21 protein-coding genes are annotated in these 20,717 nt (G+C 60.5%); all 21 read left to right on the forward strand.

Going from position 1 to position 20,717, the window contains the following annotated elements; genetic code table 11:
* Window positions 1-75 precede the first annotated feature (75 nt).
* Entirely contained in the window at window positions 76-1,452 is a 1,377-nt protein-coding gene (locus ACA060_RS07825) for a flagellar hook-length control protein FliK (RefSeq protein WP_497316446.1), read from the forward strand.
* 223 nt (window positions 1,453-1,675) lie between these two features.
* A complete protein-coding gene (fliL, locus tag ACA060_RS07830; protein WP_109628589.1) occupies window positions 1,676-2,173 on the forward strand; it encodes a flagellar basal body-associated protein FliL in 498 nt (165 codons plus the stop codon).
* 9 nt (window positions 2,174-2,182) lie between these two features.
* The gene (gene fliM, locus ACA060_RS07835) at window positions 2,183-3,151 is read left to right on the forward strand and encodes a flagellar motor switch protein FliM (protein WP_109628590.1); all 969 of its coding nucleotides are present in this window, start codon (window positions 2,183-2,185) and stop codon (window positions 3,149-3,151) included.
* 65 nt (window positions 3,152-3,216) lie between these two features.
* Window positions 3,217-3,675 (forward strand): flagellar motor switch protein FliN, encoded by a 459-nt coding sequence (fliN, locus tag ACA060_RS07840; RefSeq protein WP_109628591.1) that lies wholly within the window; start codon window positions 3,217-3,219, stop codon window positions 3,673-3,675.
* Window positions 3,676-4,125 (forward strand): flagellar biosynthetic protein FliO, encoded by a 450-nt coding sequence (fliO, locus tag ACA060_RS07845; RefSeq protein ID WP_497316449.1) that lies wholly within the window; start codon window positions 3,676-3,678, stop codon window positions 4,123-4,125.
* Window positions 4,125-4,883, forward strand: a complete 759-nt coding sequence (gene fliP, locus ACA060_RS07850) for a flagellar type III secretion system pore protein FliP (protein WP_497316451.1) — start codon at window positions 4,125-4,127, stop codon at window positions 4,881-4,883. Before fliO ends, fliP begins: the two co-directional genes overlap by 1 nt.
* On the forward strand, window positions 4,880-5,149 hold the full coding sequence (gene fliQ / locus ACA060_RS07855) for a flagellar biosynthesis protein FliQ (protein WP_219095676.1): 270 nt from the start codon (window positions 4,880-4,882) through the stop codon (window positions 5,147-5,149). The genes fliP and fliQ overlap by 4 nt, the downstream gene beginning before the upstream one ends.
* A 3-nt stretch (window positions 5,150-5,152) precedes the next feature.
* Window positions 5,153-5,938: a flagellar biosynthetic protein FliR gene (gene fliR, locus ACA060_RS07860; RefSeq protein ID WP_497316453.1), complete on the forward strand. Its 786-nt coding sequence runs from the start codon at window positions 5,153-5,155 to the stop codon at window positions 5,936-5,938.
* Window positions 5,939-5,941: 3 nt separating this feature from the next.
* On the forward strand, window positions 5,942-7,081 hold the full coding sequence (gene flhB, locus ACA060_RS07865) for a flagellar biosynthesis protein FlhB (RefSeq protein WP_497316455.1): 1,140 nt from the start codon (window positions 5,942-5,944) through the stop codon (window positions 7,079-7,081).
* A 246-nt stretch (window positions 7,082-7,327) separates the two neighbouring features.
* Entirely contained in the window at window positions 7,328-9,457 is a 2,130-nt protein-coding gene (gene flhA / locus ACA060_RS07870; RefSeq protein ID WP_109628595.1) for a flagellar biosynthesis protein FlhA, read from the forward strand.
* Between the two features lie 11 nt (window positions 9,458-9,468).
* The gene (flhF, locus tag ACA060_RS07875; protein ID WP_497309217.1) at window positions 9,469-10,803 is read left to right on the forward strand and encodes a flagellar biosynthesis GTPase FlhF; all 1,335 of its coding nucleotides are present in this window, start codon (window positions 9,469-9,471) and stop codon (window positions 10,801-10,803) included.
* A 116-nt stretch (window positions 10,804-10,919) separates the two neighbouring features.
* Entirely contained in the window at window positions 10,920-11,750 is an 831-nt protein-coding gene (fleN, locus tag ACA060_RS07880) for a flagellar synthesis regulator FleN (protein WP_003222917.1), read from the forward strand.
* Window positions 11,747-12,487: an RNA polymerase sigma factor FliA gene (gene fliA / locus ACA060_RS07885; protein WP_007894214.1), complete on the forward strand. Its 741-nt coding sequence runs from the start codon at window positions 11,747-11,749 to the stop codon at window positions 12,485-12,487. Before fleN ends, fliA begins: the two co-directional genes overlap by 4 nt.
* A gap of 167 nt (window positions 12,488-12,654) precedes the next feature.
* Window positions 12,655-13,026 carry a chemotaxis response regulator CheY gene (locus tag ACA060_RS07890; protein ID WP_003183998.1) on the forward strand — a complete coding sequence of 124 codons (372 nt, stop codon included), beginning with the start codon at window positions 12,655-12,657 and terminating at the stop codon, window positions 13,024-13,026.
* A 22-nt stretch (window positions 13,027-13,048) separates the two neighbouring features.
* The gene (locus ACA060_RS07895; protein ID WP_403099478.1) at window positions 13,049-13,837 is read left to right on the forward strand and encodes a protein phosphatase CheZ; all 789 of its coding nucleotides are present in this window, start codon (window positions 13,049-13,051) and stop codon (window positions 13,835-13,837) included.
* A 53-nt stretch (window positions 13,838-13,890) separates the two neighbouring features.
* Window positions 13,891-16,122 (forward strand): chemotaxis protein CheA, encoded by a 2,232-nt coding sequence (locus ACA060_RS07900; protein ID WP_497316457.1) that lies wholly within the window; start codon window positions 13,891-13,893, stop codon window positions 16,120-16,122.
* Between the two features lie 50 nt (window positions 16,123-16,172).
* Window positions 16,173-17,312, forward strand: a complete 1,140-nt coding sequence (locus ACA060_RS07905) for a protein-glutamate methylesterase/protein-glutamine glutaminase (protein WP_497316459.1) — start codon at window positions 16,173-16,175, stop codon at window positions 17,310-17,312.
* Window positions 17,312-18,052 carry a flagellar motor protein gene (locus ACA060_RS07910; protein WP_109628600.1) on the forward strand — a complete coding sequence of 247 codons (741 nt, stop codon included), beginning with the start codon at window positions 17,312-17,314 and terminating at the stop codon, window positions 18,050-18,052. Before ACA060_RS07905 ends, ACA060_RS07910 begins: the two co-directional genes overlap by 1 nt.
* A gap of 12 nt (window positions 18,053-18,064) precedes the next feature.
* Complete coding sequence (gene motD, locus ACA060_RS07915) at window positions 18,065-18,958, forward strand: flagellar motor protein MotD (RefSeq protein ID WP_497318199.1); 894 nt, start codon at window positions 18,065-18,067, stop codon at window positions 18,956-18,958.
* 43 nt (window positions 18,959-19,001) lie between these two features.
* Complete coding sequence (locus tag ACA060_RS07920) at window positions 19,002-19,790, forward strand: ParA family protein (protein ID WP_109628602.1); 789 nt, start codon at window positions 19,002-19,004, stop codon at window positions 19,788-19,790.
* 1 nt (window position 19,791) lies between these two features.
* Window positions 19,792-20,688, forward strand: a complete 897-nt coding sequence (locus ACA060_RS07925) for a CheW domain-containing protein (protein WP_497316462.1) — start codon at window positions 19,792-19,794, stop codon at window positions 20,686-20,688.
* Window positions 20,689-20,717: the final 29 nt, after the last annotated feature.

The raw sequence follows: 20,717 nt of genomic DNA on the forward strand, positions 1-20,717 counted from the left end.
GAACCAATCTGGCTCGACCTTTGCAGCTATCTCGCTCAACTGTACCTACGATCCCAGTGCAGCGGAGACCGTTTTATGCCCGTTACCCCCAATTCGCTTCTGCAGGCCGTCGCAACGGCCAAGACTCAAGTCGCCTCCGCCAATACCCCGGCGCCAGGCTCTGAGCCAGGGGGCAAGGCGTCCAGCTTCGCTGATGTTTACGCCAATCAAGCCCGGAACAAGCCTTCTGCGGTCGCTGATAAACCGACTAAATCTGCTGCCGATAATGCCCCGCAGGGCACCGGCAAACCGGATGTGAGCAGTGACAAGCCTGCCGCTCCGGAGCCGGTGGTTGCCGATAGCGGCAATTCCTTGCCCGCCGATAAACCGGCGCCGACCGATGACGTAACGGCCAGCGACGATCAGGCCGAGACCACTGAAACGCCGGTGGTTGATGCGACGCCTGTTGATCCGAGCCTCGATCCCGCCCTTGATACTGCGTTGATGCAGGCAGTGCAGCCGTTGGTGACCGTGCCGGTCGTACCAACCGCTGCGCCAGTCGTCACGCCCGCACCGCCACAGGCTGAAGCGCCAGTTGCCGCAGCCGTCGTTGCCGCGACCGTGCAAGCGGCGCCTGTCACCGATAGCGATTTCGATCCTGAGGCTGATCCGCTCGACGCGCTGCCGGCCGTGCGCATGGCCATGGAGCAGAGCGGTCATGTGTCCGCCAGCAGCCAGGCCCAGCCAAAAGCCACACCTGCCCAAACCCAGGCTGACGGTGAGCTGACGGCGGCGCAGAACTTTGCCGCCGGCATGGCCAGCATGCTCGACGTGCAAGCCGACAAGGACAGCACCAGCCAGGGCGGCGAGAAGGCTTTCAGCGGTCTGATCGATAGCGGCCTCAAGGATTTGACGTCTGCCAGCAGCGATACCCGAGTCGATGACTTCGCCAACCGTCTGGCGGCACTGACTCAGGCGGCCACTCCGAAAACCGCCAATGCCTTGCCGGTGAACCAGCCGATTGCCATGCATCAGAGCGGCTGGACCGAGGAAGTGGTCAACCGCGTCATGTACCTTTCCAGTGCCAACCTCAAGGCAGCCGACATTCAGTTGCAACCGGCGGAACTGGGGCGTCTCGATATCCGGGTCAACATGGTTCCGGACCAGCAAACCCAGGTCACCTTCATGAGCGCCCATCCAAGCGTACGCGAAGCGCTGGACAGCCAGATCCATCGCCTGCGTGACATGTTCACGCAACAGGGCATGGGCCAGGTGGACGTCAACGTGTCCGACCAGTCTCGTGGCTGGCAAGGGCAGGGCCAGGATCAGGCTCAACAGGGGCAGGGCGGTCGGACCAATGCCAGCGGCGGACGCCTCGATGGCATGGATGACGAGGTTGCACCGACCGTCACTGAAGTGGCGGCCACCGCGACCAGCGTGATCGGCTCCAGCGCCGTCGACTATTACGCCTGATCCAACGCAATACCCACTCTGGGAGCGAGCCTGCTCGCGATAGCGGTGTAACAGTCAATGCATATGTTGAATGTTATGGCCTCATCGCGAGCAGGCTCGCTCCCACAGGGGGTTGTGGTGTGCCGCAACTCCCCGCTCAACTCCCTCCCGACACTTCTGGCATAACACTTGCTCTTGCCTTGCCGTGCGACTGTGAAAACTAGAATAGTGACGGATTATTGGCATGGCGAAGAGCGACGCAGTAGTAAAAGACCCCGCAACCAAAGGCAAGATCAAGCTGATCATTGTGATCGTGGTGGCCCTGCTGCTGGCGATCGGCATGTCTGTGGGGGCGACCTGGTTCTTCATGCACAGCGCCCAGAGCAAACCTGCCGCCGCTGAAACTGCTGTCGTCGGCAAGCAGCCCGCGATTTTCGAGCCCATGGCCCCGGCTTTCGTGGCCAACTACAACGTGAGCGGTCGCCAGCGTTACATGCAGGTGAGCATCACCATGCTGGGGCGCAATCAGGCTGATCTGGAAGCGCTCAAAGTGCACATGCCGGTGATCCGCAATAACCTGGTCATGCTGTTCTCCGGCCAGGATTTCGCCACGCTGGCGACCCCGGTCGGCCAGGAGATGTTGCGTCAGAAGGCCACGGCCAGCGTCCAGGAAGTGGCGCAGAAAGAACTCGGCAAAGTGGTTATCGAACAGCTGCTTTTCACTAATTTCGTACTGCAGTAGGAACACGACATGGCCGTGCAGGACCTGCTGTCCCAGGATGAGATCGACGCGCTGTTGCATGGCGTCGACGATGGTCTGGTACAGACCGATACCGCCGCCGAACCCGGCAGCGTAAAAAGCTACGACCTGACCAGCCAGGATCGCATCGTCCGCGGACGCATGCCGACCCTGGAAATGATCAACGAGCGTTTCGCCCGCTACACCCGCATCAGCATGTTCAACATGCTGCGCCGCTCGGCGGACGTTGCCGTCGGTGGTGTGCAGGTGATGAAGTTCGGCGAATACGTGCACTCGCTGTACGTGCCGACCAGCCTCAACCTGGTCAAGATCAAGCCGTTGCGCGGCACCGCGTTGTTCATCCTCGACGCCAAACTGGTGTTCAAGCTGGTGGACAACTTCTTCGGCGGCGACGGCCGTCACGCCAAGATCGAGGGGCGTGAATTCACCCCCACCGAGTTGCGCGTGGTGCGCATGGTGCTGGAGCAGGCCTTCGTCGATTTGAAGGAAGCCTGGCAGGCGATCATGGAAGTGAACTTCGAGTACATCAACTCGGAAGTGAACCCGGCCATGGCCAACATCGTCGGCCCGAGCGAAGCGGTGGTGGTGTCGACGTTCCACATCGAACTCGATGGTGGTGGCGGCGACCTGCACGTGACCATGCCGTACTCGATGATCGAGCCGGTGCGCGAAATGCTCGACGCCGGCTTCCAGTCGGACCTGGACGACCAGGACGAGCGTTGGGTCAACGCCCTGCGCCAAGACGTGCTCGACGTCGACGTGCCGATCGGTGCCACGGTTGCCCGTCGCCAGTTGCGCTTGCGCGACATCCTGCACATGCAACCGGGGGACGTAATCCCGGTCGAGATGCCCGAAGAAATGATCATGCGCGCCAACGGCGTGCCGGCCTTCAAGGTCAAGATGGGCTCGCACAAAGGCAACCTCGCGTTGCAAGTGATCGAGCCGATCGAGCGCCGCTGACCGGCGCTCCAACCCCCTATTAATTGGCTGCTCTTGATTGAGCAGTTGCCCGCCGAGGACACATGATGAACGACGATATGAACGCCCAGGACGACCAGGCACTGGCTGACGAATGGGCTGCCGCCCTGGAAGAAACCGGTGATGCCGGCCAGGACGATATCGACGCCTTGCTGGCTGCCGACGCCGCCAGTTCTCCGTCCAACCGTCTGCCGATGGAAGAGTTCGGCAGCGTGCCGAAGAACCACGATCCGGTCACCCTCGACGGTCCGAACCTCGATGTGATTCTCGACATCCCGGTGTCGATTTCCATGGAAGTGGGTAGCACCGACATCAACATCCGCAACCTGCTGCAACTCAACCAGGGTTCGGTGATCGAGCTCGATCGCCTGGCCGGTGAGCCGCTGGACGTGCTGGTCAACGGCACCCTGATCGCCCACGGCGAAGTGGTCGTGGTCAACGAGAAGTTCGGCATCCGCCTGACCGACGTGATCAGCCCTAGCGAACGTATCAAGAAGCTGCGCTAAGTGAAAAAGGTTCTGGGGCTTCTGCTTGCGTTGCCGTTCAGTGTTCTGGCAGCCGAACCCGTGGCCACGGTTGCAACGGTCGCTGCTGCACCGGCGACCAGTAGCGGTGTGGCCGGGCAATTGACGCAGTTGGTGTTCGGCTTGCTGCTGGTGCTGGGGTTGATCTTCTTCCTCGCCTGGCTGCTGCGCCGGGTCCAGCAGGCCGGGCCGGCCGGTAAAGGGCAGGTGATCGAGATTGTCGGCTCCCGTGCCTTGGGGCCGCGCGATCGTTTGATGCTGGTGCAGGTCGGCAACGAGCAAATCCTGCTTGGCCTGAGCCCTGGCACGATCACTGCGCTGCATGTGCTTAAAGAGCCGATTGACGTGCCGACCACCACCAAGAGCGCGACTCCGGAGTTTGCCCAGCATCTGTTGAAGATGCTCGGCAAGGATCAGAAGGATAAGAAGTAATGGGTGCGTTACGCATCGTCTTGACGCTGGCCCTGATACTGGTCGCGCCGCTGGCGTTCGCCGCCGATCCGTTGTCGATCCCGGCGATCACGCTGGGCACCAACGCCAATGGCGCTCAGGAATATTCGGTCAGCCTGCAAATCCTGCTGATCATGACGGCGCTGAGTTTCATCCCGGCGTTTGTCATGTTGATGACCAGTTTCACCCGGATCATCATCGTCTTTTCGATCCTGCGCCAGGCCCTGGGCCTGCAGCAGACGCCGTCGAACCAGATCCTTACCGGCATGGCCCTGTTCCTGACTCTGTTCATCATGGCGCCGGTATTCGACCGCGTGAATCAGGACGCCTTGCAGCCATACCTGGCGGAAAAGCTCACCGCTCAGGATGCTGTGGCCAAGGCCCAGGTGCCGATCAAGGACTTCATGCTGGCGCAGACGCGCAGCAGCGATCTCGAGCTGTTCATGCGCCTGTCCAAGCGCACTGACATAGCCTCGCCGGATCAGGCGCCGTTGACCATTCTGGTGCCGGCCTTCGTGACGTCTGAGCTGAAAACCGCGTTCCAGATCGGCTTCATGATCTTCATTCCGTTCCTGATCATCGACCTGGTCGTGGCCAGCGTGCTGATGGCCATGGGTATGATGATGCTCTCGCCGCTGATCATTTCCCTGCCGTTCAAGATCATGTTGTTCGTGCTGGTGGATGGCTGGGCGTTGATTATCGGTACCCTGGCGAGCAGCTTCGGTGGTGTGTCGCCATGACGCCGGAAGTGGCGGTAGACATCTTCCGCGAAGCGCTGTGGCTGACCACGATGATGGTTGCGGTGCTGGTGATTCCGAGCCTGCTGGTGGGCCTGCTGGTGGCGATGTTCCAGGCCGCCACGCAAATCAACGAACAGACCCTGAGTTTCCTGCCGCGCTTGCTGGTGATGTTGGTGACGCTGATCGTCGCCGGCCCGTGGATGGTGCAGACGTTCATGGAATATATCCTGCAGCTTTACGGCAGCATTCCTCAGGTCATCGGCTAAACCATGCCGACGCTGCTGCAACTGACCGATACCCAGATCAGTACCTGGGTCGCGACGTTCATGTTGCCGCTGTTTCGCATTGGCGCGTTGCTGATGGTCATGCCGGTCTTTGGCACGTCCCTGGTGCCCACTCGCGTGCGCCTGTACTTCGCCCTGGCGTTCACAGTGGTGATTGCGCCGGGCCTGCCGCCGATGCCGCCGATCAATGCGCTGGATTTGAGTGCGCTGTTGCTGATCGCCGAGCAGATCCTCATCGGCGCGCTGCTGGGCTTTTCCTTGCAGTTGTTTTTTCAGGCGTTCGTGGTGGCGGGGCAGATCGTCTCCATTCAGATGGGGATGGGCTTCGCGTCGATGGTCGACCCCACCAACGGCGTCTCAGTGGCGGTGATCGGGCAGTTCTTCACCATGCTGGTGACGCTGTTGTTCCTGTCCATGAATGGCCACCTGGTGGTCTTCGAAGTCCTGACCGAAAGCTTCACCACGATGCCGGTAGGCAGTGGCTTGATGGTCAATCATTTCTGGGAACTGGCCGGCAAGCTGGGCTGGGTCCTCGGTGCTGCGTTATTGCTGGTGCTGCCGGCGATCACGGCGTTGCTGGTGGTCAACATTGCGTTTGGCGTGATGACCCGGGCCGCGCCGCAGCTGAACATCTTTTCCATCGGCTTCCCGCTGACCCTGGTGCTCGGGCTGTTCATCGTCTGGGTCGGTCTGGCGGACATCATCAATCAGTATCAACCGCTGGCCTCCGAGGCCTTGCAGTTGTTACGCGAACTGGCACGGGCGCGCTGAGTCATGGCTGAGAGCGAAAGCGGTCAGGACAAAACAGAAGACCCCACGGAGAAACGTAAAAAGGACTCCCGGGACAAGGGCGAGATTGCGCGCTCCAAGGAACTCAACACCCTGGCGGTCATGCTTGCCGGCGCCGGTGCGCTGCTGATTTTCGGCGGCGCGTTGGCCCAGGACCTGATGGAGTTGATGCGGATGAACTTCACGCTGTCGCGTGAAGTGATTCTGGATCAGCGCAACATGGGCACCTTCCTCTTGCACTCGGGGCAGATCGCCCTGCTGTCGATTCAACCGGTAATGATCACTTTGTTACTGGCTGCGCTGATCGGCCCAATTTCCCTCGGTGGCTGGCTGTTTGCAGCGGGCTCCATGGCGCCGAAATTCAGTCGCATGAACCCCGGCGCGGGGCTCAAGCGAATGTTCTCGGCCAAGGCGCTGGTCGAACTGCTCAAGGCGTTGGCGAAGTTTTTCATCGTGCTGTTCGTGGCGCTGGCGGTGTTGTCTTCCGACATCGACGATCTGATGCGCATTGCCCACGAACCGTTGGACATGGCGATCATTCACAGCCTGCAAGTGGTCGGCTGGAGCACCTTGTGGATGGCCTGCGGGCTGATCATCATCGCCGCCGTCGACGTGCCGGTGCAGCTGTGGGAAAGCCACAAGAAACTGCTGATGACCAAGCAGGAAGTGCGCGACGAACACAAGGATCAGGAAGGGCGTCCGGAGGTCAAACAGCGCATTCGCCAGTTGCAGCGCGAGATGTCCCAGCGGAGGATGATGGCGGCCATTCCCGAGGCCGACGTGGTCATCACCAACCCGACGCACTACGCTGTCGCCCTCAAGTACGACCCGGACAAGGGCAGTGCGCCGGTGCTGTTGGCCAAGGGTAATGACTTTCTCGCCTTGAAGATTCGTGAAATCGCCGTGGCCAACAATGTGCTGCTGCTCGAATCGCCGGCCCTGGCGCGTTCGATCTACTACTCCACGGAGCTGGAGCAGGAAATCCCTGGTGGGTTGTATCTGGCGGTTGCCCAGGTATTGGCCTACGTCTACCAGATCCGCCAGTACCGCGCGGGCAAGGGCAAGCGCCCGGATCCGCTCAAGGATAATCTGCCGATTCCACCGGATCTGCGCCGCGATTCCTGAGTTTTGCGCTGTCGCTGATGGCCTCTTCGCGAGCAAGCCCGCTCCCACATTCGACCGCATTTCTCTGAGCGCGCGCGGTTAAATGTGGGAGCGGGCTTGCTCGCGAAAGCGCTGGATCAGCCACTGCGATTTCCCTTAGACCCCCTCTATTTCAAGCGCCTGCAAAAGTTGGAAGGTTTCTTGCAATAGCCGCCTTGCGCCTGGTTTGGGCGTCAAAAGTTTGCTTTAAAGAAACGGGGAAAACCGGTGGATCGCTCTCAGTTATTCAACACTGCCCGCACAAACGTTGCCGACTTGAGTCGGGGCAACCTGGGTGTGCCGTTGTTGCTGCTGGTCATGCTGGCAATGATGATGTTGCCGATCCCGCCGTTCCTGCTGGACGTGTTTTTCACGTTCAACATCGCGTTGTCGATCGTCGTCCTGCTGGTTTGCGTCTACGCCTTGCGGCCGCTGGATTTCGCAGTGTTCCCGACCATTCTGCTGGTGGCGACGCTGTTGCGACTGGCGCTGAACGTGGCATCCACCCGGGTGGTGATGCTTCACGGACAGGACGGTCACGCTTCCGCCGGTAAGGTAATCCAGGCCTTCGGCGAGGTGGTGATCGGCGGTAACTACGTGGTTGGTATCGTGGTCTTCGCGATCTTGATGATCATCAACTTCGTCGTGGTGACCAAGGGTGCCGGGCGGATTTCCGAGGTGAGCGCGCGTTTCACCCTCGATGCGATGCCCGGTAAACAAATGGCGATCGACGCCGATTTGAACGCCGGCCTGATCGACCAGAACCAGGCCAAACTGCGCCGGGTGGAAGTGGCCCAGGAAGCCGAGTTCTACGGCTCAATGGACGGTGCCAGCAAATTCGTGCGCGGTGACGCCATCGCCGGTTTGCTGATTCTGTTCATCAACCTGATCGGCGGCATGGCGGTCGGTATCTTCCAGCACGGCATGACCTTTGGCGACGCCGGCCGGGTGTACGCCTTGCTGACCATCGGTGACGGTTTGGTGGCGCAATTGCCATCACTGCTGTTATCGACCGCTGCAGCGATCATGGTGACCCGTGCGTCCGGTTCGGAAGACATGGGCAAGCAAATCAATCGCCAGATGTTCGCCTCGCCCAAAGCGTTGGCCGTGGCGGCCGGTTTGATGGCGGTGATGGGCCTGGTGCCCGGCATGCCGCACTTCTCCTTTCTGTCCATGGCCGCGTTGGCGGCCGGTGGTGCGTACCTGTTCTGGAAGAAGCAGAACGTGGTCAAGGTTCAGGCCCTGCAAGAGGTCAAGCGTCAGCAAGAGCTGCTGCCATCGCCGGCCCGTGCCATGGAAACCAAGGAGCTGGGCTGGGACGATGTGACGCCGATCGACATGATCGGCCTGGAAGTCGGCTATCGCCTGATTCCGCTGGTGGATCGCAACCAGGGTGGTCAGTTGCTGGCGCGGATCAAGGGCGTGCGCAAGAAGCTGTCCCAGGACCTGGGCTTCCTGATGCCGACTGTGCATATTCGTGACAACCTCGACCTGGCGCCGAGTGCTTACCGCCTGACCCTGATGGGCGTGATCCTGGCCGAAGCCGAGATTTACCCGGATCGCGAACTGGCGATCAACCCGGGGCAAGTCTACGGCACGCTCAACGGCATAACCGCCAAAGATCCGGCTTTTGGCCTGGAAGCGGTGTGGATCGAAATCAGCCAGCGTGCCCAGGCACAATCGCTTGGTTACACCGTCGTGGATGCCAGCACGGTCGTGGCGACGCACTTGAACCAGATTCTGTACAAGCACTCCAGCGAGTTGATCGGTCACGAAGAAGTCCAACAACTCATGCAATTGCTGGCCAAAAGCTCACCGAAGCTGGCCGAAGAGCTGGTGCCGGGGGTGGTTTCGCTCTCGCAGCTGCTCAAAGTGCTTCAAGCGTTGTTGGCCGAACAGGTGCCCGTGCGGGATATTCGCAGCATCGCCGAGGCCATCGCCAACAATGCGGCCAAGAGTCAAGATACTGCCGCTTTGGTGGCTGCGGTGCGCGTCGGCGTTTCCCGCGCAATCGTCCAAAGCATTGTAGGCACTGACTCCGAGCTACCAGTTATCACGCTGGAGCCAAGGTTGGAACAAATATTGCTCAATAGTCTTCAGAAGGCAGGACAAGGCTCGGAAGAGGGCGTTCTGCTGGAGCCAAGCATGGCTGAAAAGCTGCAGCGTTCGTTGATCGATGCGGCGCAGCGTCAGGAAATGCAAGGTCAACCGGTGATTCTGCTGGTGGCCGGTCCGGTTCGCGCGATGCTTTCGCGATTCGGCCGACTGGCAGTCCCGGGTTTGCATGTGTTGGCTTATCAGGAAATACCTGACAACAAGCAAGTGACCATCGTTGCGACAGTAGGGCCCAACGGCTGAGGTAGTGGTTTATGCAAGTTAAGCGTTTTTTCGCCGCCGATATGCGTCAGGCCATGAAACTGGTTCGTGATGAGCTGGGCGCTGATGCCGCCATTATTGGCAATCGCCGGATCGCCGGTGGTGTCGAGCTGACGGCTGCCCTGGATTACAAATTGTCGGCGCTGGCCCCGCGTGTTCCGAACATGGAACTCGAGGATGAGCTGCGCAAGACCCAGTCGCGGATCGTCACCGCCCAGGCCGAATTGAGCCTGCGTGGCGAAGGCGAGACCGAAGGCGACAAGACCACCAATCGCCAGTTGTTCGCCGGCCTGCCATTGACCGCCGCCGAGCCGCTGATCGAACCGACCTACGCCGAACCTCGTCGTTCCGCTCCAGCCCCGGCACCCGCTGCTGGCGGCGTGGACCCACGGGCTTTCGATTCGATGCGTTTCGAGCTCAACAGCCTGCGCGAGCTGATGGAAGTGCAACTCGGCTCCCTGGCCTGGAATCAGCTGCAAGGCAGCCGTCCGGCCCAGGCCAATCTCTGGCGTCGCCTGCAACGCATCGGCCTGTCCGGCCCGTTGTCTCGCGACTTGCTGGCGATGATTGCCGACATTGACGAGCCCCGTCAGGCCTGGCGCATGTTGCTGGCGCACCTGGCGCGGATGATTGCCACGCCGGAAGTCGAGCCACTGGAAGAGGGCGGCGTGATTGCCATGGTCGGCCCGGCCGGCATGGGCAAGACCACCACCCTGGCCAAGCTCGCGGCCCGCTACGTGCTCAAATACGGCGCGCAAAACATCGCGCTGGTGAGCATGGACAGCTACCGTATCGGTGCTCAGGAACAATTGAAGACCCTGGGCCGGATTCTCAACGTGTCGGTCACTCACGTCGATCCGGGCCAATCGCTGGTGCAGGCGCTGGATCCCTTGTTGCGCAAACGCGTGGTGCTGATCGATACCGCGGGCCTTCAGGCCAGTGATCCGGCCCTGCGCATGCAGCTCGAAAGCCTGGCTGGACGTGGCATCAAGTCAAAAAATTATCTGGTTCTCGCAACCACCAGCCAGAAACAGGTTCTAACGGCCGCTTATCACAGTTACAAGCGCTGCGGGCTAGCTGGCTGCATCCTGACTAAACTGGATGAAACGGCAAGTCTGGGCGAGGTGTTGAGCCTGGCGATCAGTCATGAATTGCCGGTGGCTTACCTGACCGATGGCCCGCGTATTCCGGATGATTTGCATCTGCCGCGTCGTCATCAGTTGGTCAGTCGCGCCGTAAGCGTGCAAATGCAGGAAGAACCCAGCGAAGAAGCCATGGCTGACATGTTCGCTGATATTTACCACAGCCCGACCAAGCAGGTTGGCTGAGGTACTAATGAACAGTTTTTGTACCTACATCGATGGTCTGCCATGCATTGTTCAGTTGATGAACGCGCAGCCAGTAATGTGGCCTCCGTCTATGCAAGACAAGGTAAAGAAATAACATGGGCAGCATGCATCCCGTACAGGTGATCGCGGTGACCGGCGGCAAAGGTGGCGTCGGGAAGACTAACGTGTCAGTGAACTTGTCCCTGGCTCTAGCTGAGCTCGGCCGGCGCGTCATGCTGCTGGACGCCGATCTGGGGCTGGCGAACGTCGACGTCCTGCTGGGGCTGACACCCAAACGTACCCTGGCCGACGTGATCGAAGGCCGCTGTGAGCTGCGCGACGTGCTGTTGCAAGGCCCCGGCGGTATCCGCATCGTCCCGGCCGCGTCCGGCACGCAGAGCATGGTTCATTTGAGCCCGGCCCAACACGCCGGCCTGATCCAGGCCTTCAGCGATATCGGCGACAACCTCGACGTCTTGGTGATCGACACCGCTGCGGGCATTGGTGACTCGGTAGTCAGTTTCGTTCGCGCCGCGCAAGAAGTTTTGCTGGTGGTCTGCGACGAGCCGACTTCGATCACGGATGCCTACGCGTTGATCAAACTGCTGAACCGCGACTACGGCATGAACCGCTTCCGCGTCCTGGCCAACATGGCCCAGAGCCCGCAGGAAGGTCGCAACCTGTTCGCCAAGTTGACCAAGGTCACGGACCGCTTCCTCGACGTCGCCCTACAATACGTTGGCGCGGTGCCTTACGACGAAAGCGTGCGCAAGGCTGTGCAGAAGCAGCGCGCCGTCTACGAAGCCTTCCCGCGTTCCAAGTGCGCCCTGGCGTTCAAGGCAATCGCGCAGAAGGTCGACACCTGGCCGTTACCTGCCAACCCGCGTGGGCACCTGGAGTTTTTCGTCGAGCGCCTCGTGCAACAGACCGCAGGACCCGTCCTATGACAGCCAGTGGCTACAACCTCTACAAGAAGTCGGCACGTGATGCGCAGTACGAGCTGATCGAGCGTTACGCGCCACTGGTCAAACGCATTGCTTACCACTTGCTGGCCCGTCTGCCGGCCAGTGTTCAGGTTGAAGACCTGATCCAGGCCGGGATGATTGGCCTGCTTGAAGTATCGACCAAATATGACGCCAGCAAAGGCGCGAGTTTCGAGACGTACGCGGGCATTCGAATCCGTGGCGCGATGCTCGATGAAGTACGCAAGGGGGACTGGGCGCCACGTTCGGTCCACCGCAATACCCGGATGGTCAGCGACGCAATTCGCTCGATTGAAGCTAAAACCGGTCGTGACGCTAAAGATCATGAGGTTGCGGCCGAACTCCAATTGAGTCTCGATGATTATTACGGGATTTTGAACGACACCCTGGGCAGCCGGTTATTCAGTTTCGACGATCTGTTGCAGGACGGCGAACACGAAGGGCTGCACGAGGATGGCGCGAGTGCACATCTGGAGCCGTCACGCGATCTGGAAGATGAACGCTTCCAGGCAGCGCTGGCGGACGCGATTGCCAATTTGCCGGAGCGTGAGCGACTGGTGTTGGCGCTGTACTACGACGAAGAGCTGAACCTCAAGGAAATCGGTGAGGTCCTGGGGGTCAGCGAATCGCGGGTCAGCCAGTTACATAGCCAGTGCGCGGCCCGTTTGCGGGGGCGTTTGGGGGAGTGGCGAGCGCGCTGAAGGCAGTGTGGGGACACTGCGAACGAGGCCGGTGGGGTGTTGAACTGCACCGGTCGCGATCTGTTGTGCTCCAGACAGTCATCGAATGCATTGCCGGATTGATTGAAATGGCGCGTCCAGGTGCTGGGCGCGTTTAAGACTGCTTGGAGGTCGAATTGGACAAGAACATGAAAATCCTCATCGTTGATGACTTCTCAACGATGCGGCGGATCATAAAAAACCTGTTGCGTGACCTTGGGTTCACCAACACGGTCGAGGCTGACGATGGCACTACCGCCATTCCGGTTCTCAACAGCGGGAGCATCGACTTTCTGGTAACGGACTGGAACATGCCTGGCATGACCGGTATCGATCTGCTGCGTCACGTACGCGCCGATGAAAAGCTCAAGCACCTGCCAGTGCTGATGGTGACTGCAGAAGCCAAGCGCGAGCAGATCATCGAAGCGGCCCAGGCCGGTGTTAACGGCTATGTGGTCAAACCCTTCACGGCCCAGGCGTTGAAAGAAAAAATCGAGAAGATTTTCGAACGCATCGGTTGATCCACTGCGCCACGGGGGAGCTATGGAGCATAAAGAATCTTCATTGGGCGATTTTGAATCGACCCTGAAAAAACACGCGGTCGAACTGGTCGAAAGCCTTGAAAAAGGCAGGTTCGGCGACGCCGTGCAACTGATCCATGAGCTCAATCAGACCCGTGACCGCGGCCTGTATCAGGAAGTGGGCAAGCTCACTCGCGAGCTGCATAGCGCGATCGTCAATTTCCAGATTGACCCGAACATGCCGCAAGCCGAGGAAGTGTCGCAGATCACGGACGCCACCGAGCGCCTGGGGTATGTGGTCAAGCTGACCGAGGCTGCCGCCAACCGCACCATGGACCTGGTGGAGAACGCCACGCCGCTGGTCAACAGCCTGAGCGAAGAAGCCCAGGCGTTGAGCACGGATTGGGGTCGGTTCATGCGTCGCGAAGTCGGAGCCGAAGAGTTCCGCGAACTGGCTCGGCGGGTCGACGGTTTCCTGACACGCAGCAGCGAAGACAATCGCACGGTGTCGAGCAACCTCAATGACATTCTGCTGGCCCAGGATTACCAGGACCTCACCGGTCAAGTGATCAAACGCGTAACCCAATTGGTCACCGAAGTTGAAAGCAACTTGCTCAAGCTCGTGCTCATGGCCAGCCAGGTAGACCGCTTTGCGGGTATCGAACATGACCGTGATGCGATGCTCGCTGAAAAAGATCCGCAAAAACATCTCTCTCAGGGTGAAGGTCCGCAGATTCATGCCGATAAAAGAGAAGACGTTGTGTCCGGTCAGGACGATGTGGACGATTTGTTATCCAGCCTAGGATTTTAGAGTTTTAGCATTTTAGGTTTTTTAGGTTTTTAGACCTCAGGAGCACCCCCTTAATGAGCTTCGGCGCCGATGAAGAGATCCTTCAGGATTTCCTGGTTGAGGCCGGCGAGATTCTAGAGCAACTGTCCGAACAGCTGGTCGAGCTGGAAAGCCGACCGGATGATGCGGATTTGCTCAATGCAATTTTTCGCGGTTTTCACACTGTAAAAGGGGGCGCCGGCTTCCTCCAGCTCAACGAGCTGGTGGAGTGCTGTCACATCGCCGAGAACGTGTTCGACATCCTGCGCAAGGGTGAACGTCGCGTCGACTCGGAACTGATGGACGTGGTTCTCGAAGCGCTGGACGCGGTGAACAGCATGTTCACCGAAGTGCGCGAACGCAGCCCGATCACGGCTGCCACGCCTGAATTGCTCGCGGCACTGGCCCGTCTGGCCGAGCCGCAAACGGCTGATGAAGCTGCACCGGTGGCTGAAGTGGTCGAAGCACCGGCCGCTGAAGAGTCGGGCGACATCACCGATAACGAATTCGAACAACTGCTGGACTCGCTGAACGCCGTCAAGGCTCAAGCCGAAGCACCGGCAGCTGCTCCAGTGGCTGCTGCGGATTCTGCGGCCAGCGACGAAATCACCGATGCCGAGTTCGAGTCGTTGCTCGATCAACTGCACGGCAAAGGCCAGTTCGCTGTCGACGCAGTGGCAGCGCCCGCTGCACCGGCTGCCCCGAAAGCGGCAGGCGACAGCTCTGACATCACCGACGACGAATTCGAAGCATTGCTCGATCAACTGCACGGCAAGGGCAACTTTGCGGTGGATGCGCTGGAATCGGCCATTGCCGCCGTACCTGCGCCGGCTGCGCCAACCGCTAAAGCGGCTGGTGGCGATCTGATCTCCGATCACGAGTTCGAGTCGCTGCTCGACGAATTGCACGGCAAAGGCAAGTTCACCGAAGTCGGCACAGGTGCAGCAGTCGCTGCTCCAGCCGCCAAGGCTGCGGCGCCGAAACCGGTTGCCAAGGCGCCCGAGCCGAAAGCCGAAGCGCCGAAGCCAGCGGCTGCCGCTGCACCGGCTCCAGCCCGTGCACCGTCCGCGCCACCACCGGAAAAACCGGCCAGTGAAGCCGAGACCACCGTGCGGGTTGATACCGCGCGTCTCGACGAAATCATGAACATGGTCGGCGAACTGGTTCTGGTGCGTAACCGCCTGGTCCGTCTGGGCCTCAACAGCGGCGACGAAGCCATGTCCAAGGCCGTGTCGAACCTAGACGTGGTCACGGCCGACCTGCAGACCGCGGTCATGAAGACCCGGATGCAACCGATCAAGAAAGTCTTCGGGCGCTTCCCGCGTCTGGTTCGCGACCTGGCTCGCCAGCTCAAGAAAGAGATCAACCTGGAGCTGGTCGGCGAAGAAACCGACCTCGACAAGAACCTCGTCGAGGCCCTGGCCGACCCGCTGGTCCACTTGGTGCGCAACTCGGTCGACCACGGTATTGAAGAGCCGGCCGAACGCGAAGCGATGGGCAAGCCTCGCAGCGGCAAGGTGATCCTGTCCGCTGAGCAGGAAGGCGACCACATCCTGCTGTCCATCTCCGATGACGGCAAAGGCATGGACGCTGACGTTCTGCGCGGCATCGCCGTGAAGAAAGGCTTGATGGACAAGGATGCAGCCGATCGCCTCAGCGAGTCCGATTGCTTCAACCTGATCTTCGCGCCGGGTTTCTCGACCAAGACCGAAATTTCCGATGTCTCCGGACGCGGCGTGGGCATGGACGTGGTGAAAACCAAAATCGCCCAGCTCAACGGCACCATCAATATCTATTCGACCAAGGGCAAGGGCTCGAAGATCGTCATCAAGGTCCCGTTGACCCTGGCGATCATGCCGACGCTGATGGTCATGCTCGGCAACCAGGCGTTCGCGTTCCCGCTGGTGAACGTCAACGAGATCTTCCACCTCGACCTGTCGCGCACCAACGTGGTGGACGGCCAGGAAGTGGTGATCGTGCGGGACAAGGCACTGCCATTGTTCTACCTCAAGCGCTGGCTGGTCAGCTCCGCCGCTCACGAAGAGCAGCGCGAGGGCCACGTGGTGATCCTTTCGGTGGGCACTCAGCGGATCGGCTTCGTCGTCGACCAACTGGTGGGCCAGGAAGAAGTGGTCATCAAGCCATTGGGCAAAATGCTCCAGGGAACCCCGGGCATGTCGGGCGCCACCATCACCGGTGACGGTCGCATTGCGCTGATTCTCGATGTACCGAGCATGCTCAAGCGTTACGCCGCACGGCGTATTTGATTCTGGTGGAGCGGGGCGACTGAGCCTCGCTCCGTCCTAACGGAGTGTTTATGGTAGTCAAAGTCCTGGTGGTGGACGATTCGGGGTTTTTCCGCCGCCGCGTCTCGGAAATTCTTTCAGCGGATCCGAATATCCAGGTCGTCGGTACGGCGACCAACGGAAAAGAGGCGATCGATCAGGCGCTGGCCCTCAAGCCAGACGTGATCACCATGGACTACGAGATGCCGATGATGGATGGCATCACGGCGGTGCGGCACATCATGCAGCGCTGCCCGACCCCGGTATTGATGTTCTCCTCGCTGACGCACGAAGGCGCTCGGGTAACCCTCGACGCGCTGGACGCTGGCGCGGTGGATTTCCTGCCGAAGAATTTCGAAGACATCTCCCGTAACCCGGAGAAGGTCAAGCAACTGCTGTGCGAGAAGATTCTCAGCATCTCGCGCAGTAACCGTCGTGCCAACACCTACAGCGCACCGGCTCCTGTCGCCGCGCCAGCCCCGACGCCTGCGCCTTCGAGCGTCAGCAGTTACGGCAGCAGCACGCCTGCGCGTCCGGCAGCGGCACCGATTCCGGCGCGTAGCTACGCCCCGGCATCGTCGGGCCCGTCGTCGCCCGCGCCAAAACGCAAAGCCTACAAACTGGTGGCCATCGGCACGTCCACGGGCGGCCCGGTTGCCTTGCAGCGGGTGTTGACCCAGTTGCCGGCCAACTTCCCGGCCCCGATCGTGCTGATCCAGCACATGCCGGCCGCCTTCACCAAGGCTTTCGCCGAACGGCTGGACAAGCTTTGCCGCATCAGCGTCAAGGAAGCCGAGGATGGCGACATCCTGCGTCCGGGCCTGGCGCTGCTGGCGCCGGGTGGCAAGCAAATGATGATCGATGGCCGTGGCGCGGTGAAAATCCTGCCGGGCGACGAGCGTCTGAACTACAAACCGTGCGTGGACATTACCTTCGGTTCCGCCGCCAAGTCCTACGGCGACAAAGTTCTGGCGGTCGTACTGACCGGCATGGGCGCCGACGGTCGTGAAGGCGCGCGCCTGCTCAAGCAGGGCGGCAGTGCGATTTGGGCACAGGATGAAGCCAGCTGCGTGATCTACGGCATGCCGATGGCGATCGTCAAAGCAGACCTCGCCGACGCGATCTACGGCCTGGACGATATTGGCAGACACTTGGTCGAGGCCTGTATCTGATGGATGTTTTAAGCCTTATCGGGATCATCATGGCGTTTGTCGCCATCATTGGCGGCAATTACCTTGAAGGCGGTCACCTCGGCGCATTGGCCAACGGCCCGGCGGCACTGATCGTAATCGGTGGGACCGTCGGCGCGGCGTTGCTGCAATCGCCGATGAGCGCTTTCAAGCGTGCCATGCAAATCGTTGGCTGGATTCTGTTTCCGCCGCGCGTTGACCTGGCCGGCGGTATCGACCGCGTCGTCAACTGGAGCCTGACCGCGCGCAAGGAAGGGCTGCTCGGTCTGGAAGGGGTGGCCGATGCCGAACCTGACAGTTATTCGCGCAAAGGTCTGCAACTGCTGGTGGACGGCGCTGAGCCGGAAGCGATTCGCAGCATTCTGGAAGTGGATTTCTACACCCAGGAATCCCGCGACATCGAAGCGGCCAAAGTTTTTGAAAGCATGGGCGGTTACGCGCCGACCATCGGCATCATCGGTGCGGTAATGGGCCTGATCCATGTCATGGGCAACCTGGCCGATCCGTCGCAACTGGGCAGCGGCATCGCCGTCGCCTTCGTCGCCACCATCTACGGCGTGGCCAGTGCCAACCTGGTGTTGCTGCCGGTTGCCGCCAAGCTCAAGTCCGTTGCCTTGCGCCAGTCGCGTTATCGCGAAATGTTGCTGGAAGGGATCCTGTCGATCGCCGAAGGTGAAAACCCTCGCTCTATTGAGTTGAAGCTTCAGGGCTTCATGGATTGATGGGGGATATGGATCATGGCTCGTCGTCGGCAACCTGAAGAACATGTAAACCATGAACGCTGGCTCGTTTCCTATGCCGACTTCATCACGTTGCTGTTCGCATTCTTCGTGGTCATGTATTCGATTTCTTCGATCAACGAGGGCAAGTACAAGGTCATCTCGCAGGCGTTGATCGGGGTCTTTACGGATGCCGATCGCTCGCTCAAGCCGATTCCGATTGGTGAAGAACGGCCGCAGACCGTGACCCCGGCCAAGCCGCTGGTCAAGGACAGTGAGCAGGTCGATGCCGGTGTTTCCGGTGCCAGCGATCCGCTGAAAAGCATCGCCGATGACATCAGTGCGGCGTTTGGCGACTTGATCAAGTCCAACCAGATGACCGTGCGCGGCAACGAGTTGTGGGTCGAGATCGAACTCAACTCCAGCCTGTTGTTCGGCAGCGGCGACGCCATGCCCAGCGACATGGCGTTCAGCATCATCGACAAGGTTGCCGGCATTCTGAAACCGTTCGACAACCCGATTCACGTCGAAGGCTTTACCGACGATCAACCGATCCGCACCGCGCAATACCCGACCAACTGGGAACTGTCCTCGGCCAGGTCGGCGAGCATCGTGCGCATGCTGGCGATGCAGGGTGTGAACCCTGGCCGCCTGGCATCAGTGGGTTACGGCGAATTCCAGCCAGTAGCCAACAACGCCACTGCCGAGGGCCGGGCACGCAACCGTCGCGTCGTACTGGTCGTGTCTCGAAATCTCGATGTACGCCGCAGCCTCACCGGCACCGGGACCGCCCATGCGCAACCGGATGCGGCGTTGAAGCGTGCTGGCACACAAACTGCACCGACCCCGGTCAAGTCGCCGGTACGAGAGAGCGCCGTCAATTCTCCGTCACCTGCATCAACACGTTGAGCTATTTCTCGGTCCACCTTGTCGACCGAGTGGAACAATCCGAATGAGAGTCTGGGCCGTTGCCAATCAAAAGGGTGGTGTTGGTAAAACCACTTCCTCTATCGCTTTAGCCGGGTTACTGGCCGAGGCGGGCAAGCGCGTGGTCGTGGTCGATCTCGACCCGCACGGCTCGATGACCAGCTACTTCGGCTACGACCCCGACAGCCTGGAACACAGCAGCTACGACCTGTTCCTGCACAAGGGCAGCGTGCCGCAGGGCTTGCCTGGTCAATTGCTGTTGCCGACCAGTGACGAACGCATTTCGTTGTTGCCGTCGAGCACCGCTCTGGCAACGCTTGAACGTCAGTCGCCGGGCCAGAGTGGCCTGGGCCTGGTGATCGCCAAGAGCCTGGCGCAACTGTGGCAGGACTTCGATTACGCGGTCATCGACAGCCCACCGTTGCTCGGCGTGCTGATGGTCAATGCCTTGGCGGCAAGCCAGCAACTGGTGATCCCGGTGCAGACCGAGCACCTGGCCGTCAAAGGACTGGAGCGCATGGTCAACACCTTGGCGATGATCAACCGCTCACGCAAAGTGGCGTTGCCGTTCACCATCATTCCGACCCTGTTCGACCGCCGCACCCAGGCATCCCTCGGGACCCTTCGCGTGCTGCGCGACAAATACCCGGAAGAAATCTGGCAGGGCTACATCCCGATCGACACGCGTCTGCGGGATGCGAGCCGGGCCGGGCTGACGCCTTCGCAATTCGACGGCAAGAGCCGTGGGGTGCTCGCGTACCGCGCACTGCTCAAGCATTTGCTGGCGGCACAACTTGTCCCGCAGGTGGCCTGAGATGAATCGGCCGGTGAAAATCACCTCGCGTCCGCAACTGGCGCTCCAGTCTTATCTGGACAGCTTGCTGATGGAGGCAACTGAAGAGTTGCCGCTGGAAGTCGAAGCGGTGGCTGAAGTCATTGAGGTCGTTGAAACGGTCGAGGTTGAAGCGGCACTGGACGAGTTCCAGGCAGCAGTGCTTGAAGAGCAGGCGCGTGATGCGCAGAAGTCCGTTGTGGCTGCCGCGCCTGTCGAAGCGCCAGTGCTTGCGCCGGTCGCAAAAGCCCCGGTGGTGATCGAAGAAGCGCCGGCACCGATCCTGGCCCCGGTCTCGACCCTCGCACCGTTGCTGCAAACCCTCGTGCCGCCGTTGGTCGAAGTCCATCTGCCACCGAGCAACACGCCGCCACCGGTGGAAACCGACGGTCGTCCGGCGTGGGCCGCCGAGCCGTTCGAATGCCTGCTGTTCGATGTCGCCGGGTTGACCCTGGCGGTGCCGCTGGTGTGTCTGGGCTCGATTTACTCGCTGGCGGGGCACGAGCTGACGCCGCTGTTCGGTCAGCCGGAATGGTTCCTCGGGATCCTGCCGAGTCAGGCCGGCAACCTGAAAGTCCTGGATACCGCGCGCTGGGTCATGCCCGACCGCTACCGCGATGATTTCCGCCAGGGCCTGCAATACGTTATTTCGGTTCAGGGCTACGAGTGGGGGCTGGCGGTGCATCAGGTCAGCCGCTCGTTGCGCTTGGACCCGAATGAAATCAAATGGAGAAGTCACCGAGGTCAGCGGCCATGGCTCGCCGGCACGGTGATTGAGCACATGTGTGCATTGCTGGACGTCTCCGCATTGGCCGAGTTGATCGCCAGCGGCGGGGCAAAGCACATGGGCGGCAGCAAGCCGCTACACAAATCGACATAACAGCCGACATAACAATCATGCGACGGCAT

It is taken from the genome of Pseudomonas sp. LBUM1671, assembly GCF_059695685.1.

Bases quoted from the DNA above. Each gene is read 5' to 3' on its own strand.
- ACA060_RS07825 (WP_497316446.1), top strand. From the start codon at position 76: ATGCCCGTTACCCCCAATTCGCTTCTGCAGGCCGTCGCAACGGCCAAG.
- fliL (WP_109628589.1), top strand. From the start codon at position 1,676: ATGGCGAAGAGCGACGCAGTAGTAAAAGACCCCGCAACCAAAGGCAAG.
- fliN (WP_109628591.1), top strand. From the start codon at position 3,217: ATGAACGACGATATGAACGCCCAGGACGACCAGGCACTGGCTGACGAA.
- fleN (WP_003222917.1), top strand. From the start codon at position 10,920: ATGGGCAGCATGCATCCCGTACAGGTGATCGCGGTGACCGGCGGCAAA.
- fliA (WP_007894214.1), top strand. From the start codon at position 11,747: ATGACAGCCAGTGGCTACAACCTCTACAAGAAGTCGGCACGTGATGCG.
- ACA060_RS07900 (WP_497316457.1), top strand. From the start codon at position 13,891: ATGAGCTTCGGCGCCGATGAAGAGATCCTTCAGGATTTCCTGGTTGAG.
- ACA060_RS07920 (WP_109628602.1), top strand. From the start codon at position 19,002: ATGAGAGTCTGGGCCGTTGCCAATCAAAAGGGTGGTGTTGGTAAAACC.
- fliQ (WP_219095676.1), top strand. From the start codon at position 4,880: ATGACGCCGGAAGTGGCGGTAGACATCTTCCGCGAAGCGCTGTGGCTG.
- ACA060_RS07925 (WP_497316462.1), top strand. From the start codon at position 19,792: ATGAATCGGCCGGTGAAAATCACCTCGCGTCCGCAACTGGCGCTCCAG.
- ACA060_RS07905 (WP_497316459.1), top strand. From the start codon at position 16,173: ATGGTAGTCAAAGTCCTGGTGGTGGACGATTCGGGGTTTTTCCGCCGC.
- fliR (WP_497316453.1), top strand. From the start codon at position 5,153: ATGCCGACGCTGCTGCAACTGACCGATACCCAGATCAGTACCTGGGTC.
- fliM (WP_109628590.1), top strand. From the start codon at position 2,183: ATGGCCGTGCAGGACCTGCTGTCCCAGGATGAGATCGACGCGCTGTTG.
- flhB (WP_497316455.1), top strand. From the start codon at position 5,942: ATGGCTGAGAGCGAAAGCGGTCAGGACAAAACAGAAGACCCCACGGAG.
- ACA060_RS07895 (WP_403099478.1), top strand. From the start codon at position 13,049: ATGGAGCATAAAGAATCTTCATTGGGCGATTTTGAATCGACCCTGAAA.
- fliP (WP_497316451.1), top strand. From the start codon at position 4,125: ATGGGTGCGTTACGCATCGTCTTGACGCTGGCCCTGATACTGGTCGCG.
- ACA060_RS07890 (WP_003183998.1), top strand. From the start codon at position 12,655: ATGAAAATCCTCATCGTTGATGACTTCTCAACGATGCGGCGGATCATA.
- flhF (WP_497309217.1), top strand. From the start codon at position 9,469: ATGCAAGTTAAGCGTTTTTTCGCCGCCGATATGCGTCAGGCCATGAAA.
- ACA060_RS07910 (WP_109628600.1), top strand. From the start codon at position 17,312: ATGGATGTTTTAAGCCTTATCGGGATCATCATGGCGTTTGTCGCCATC.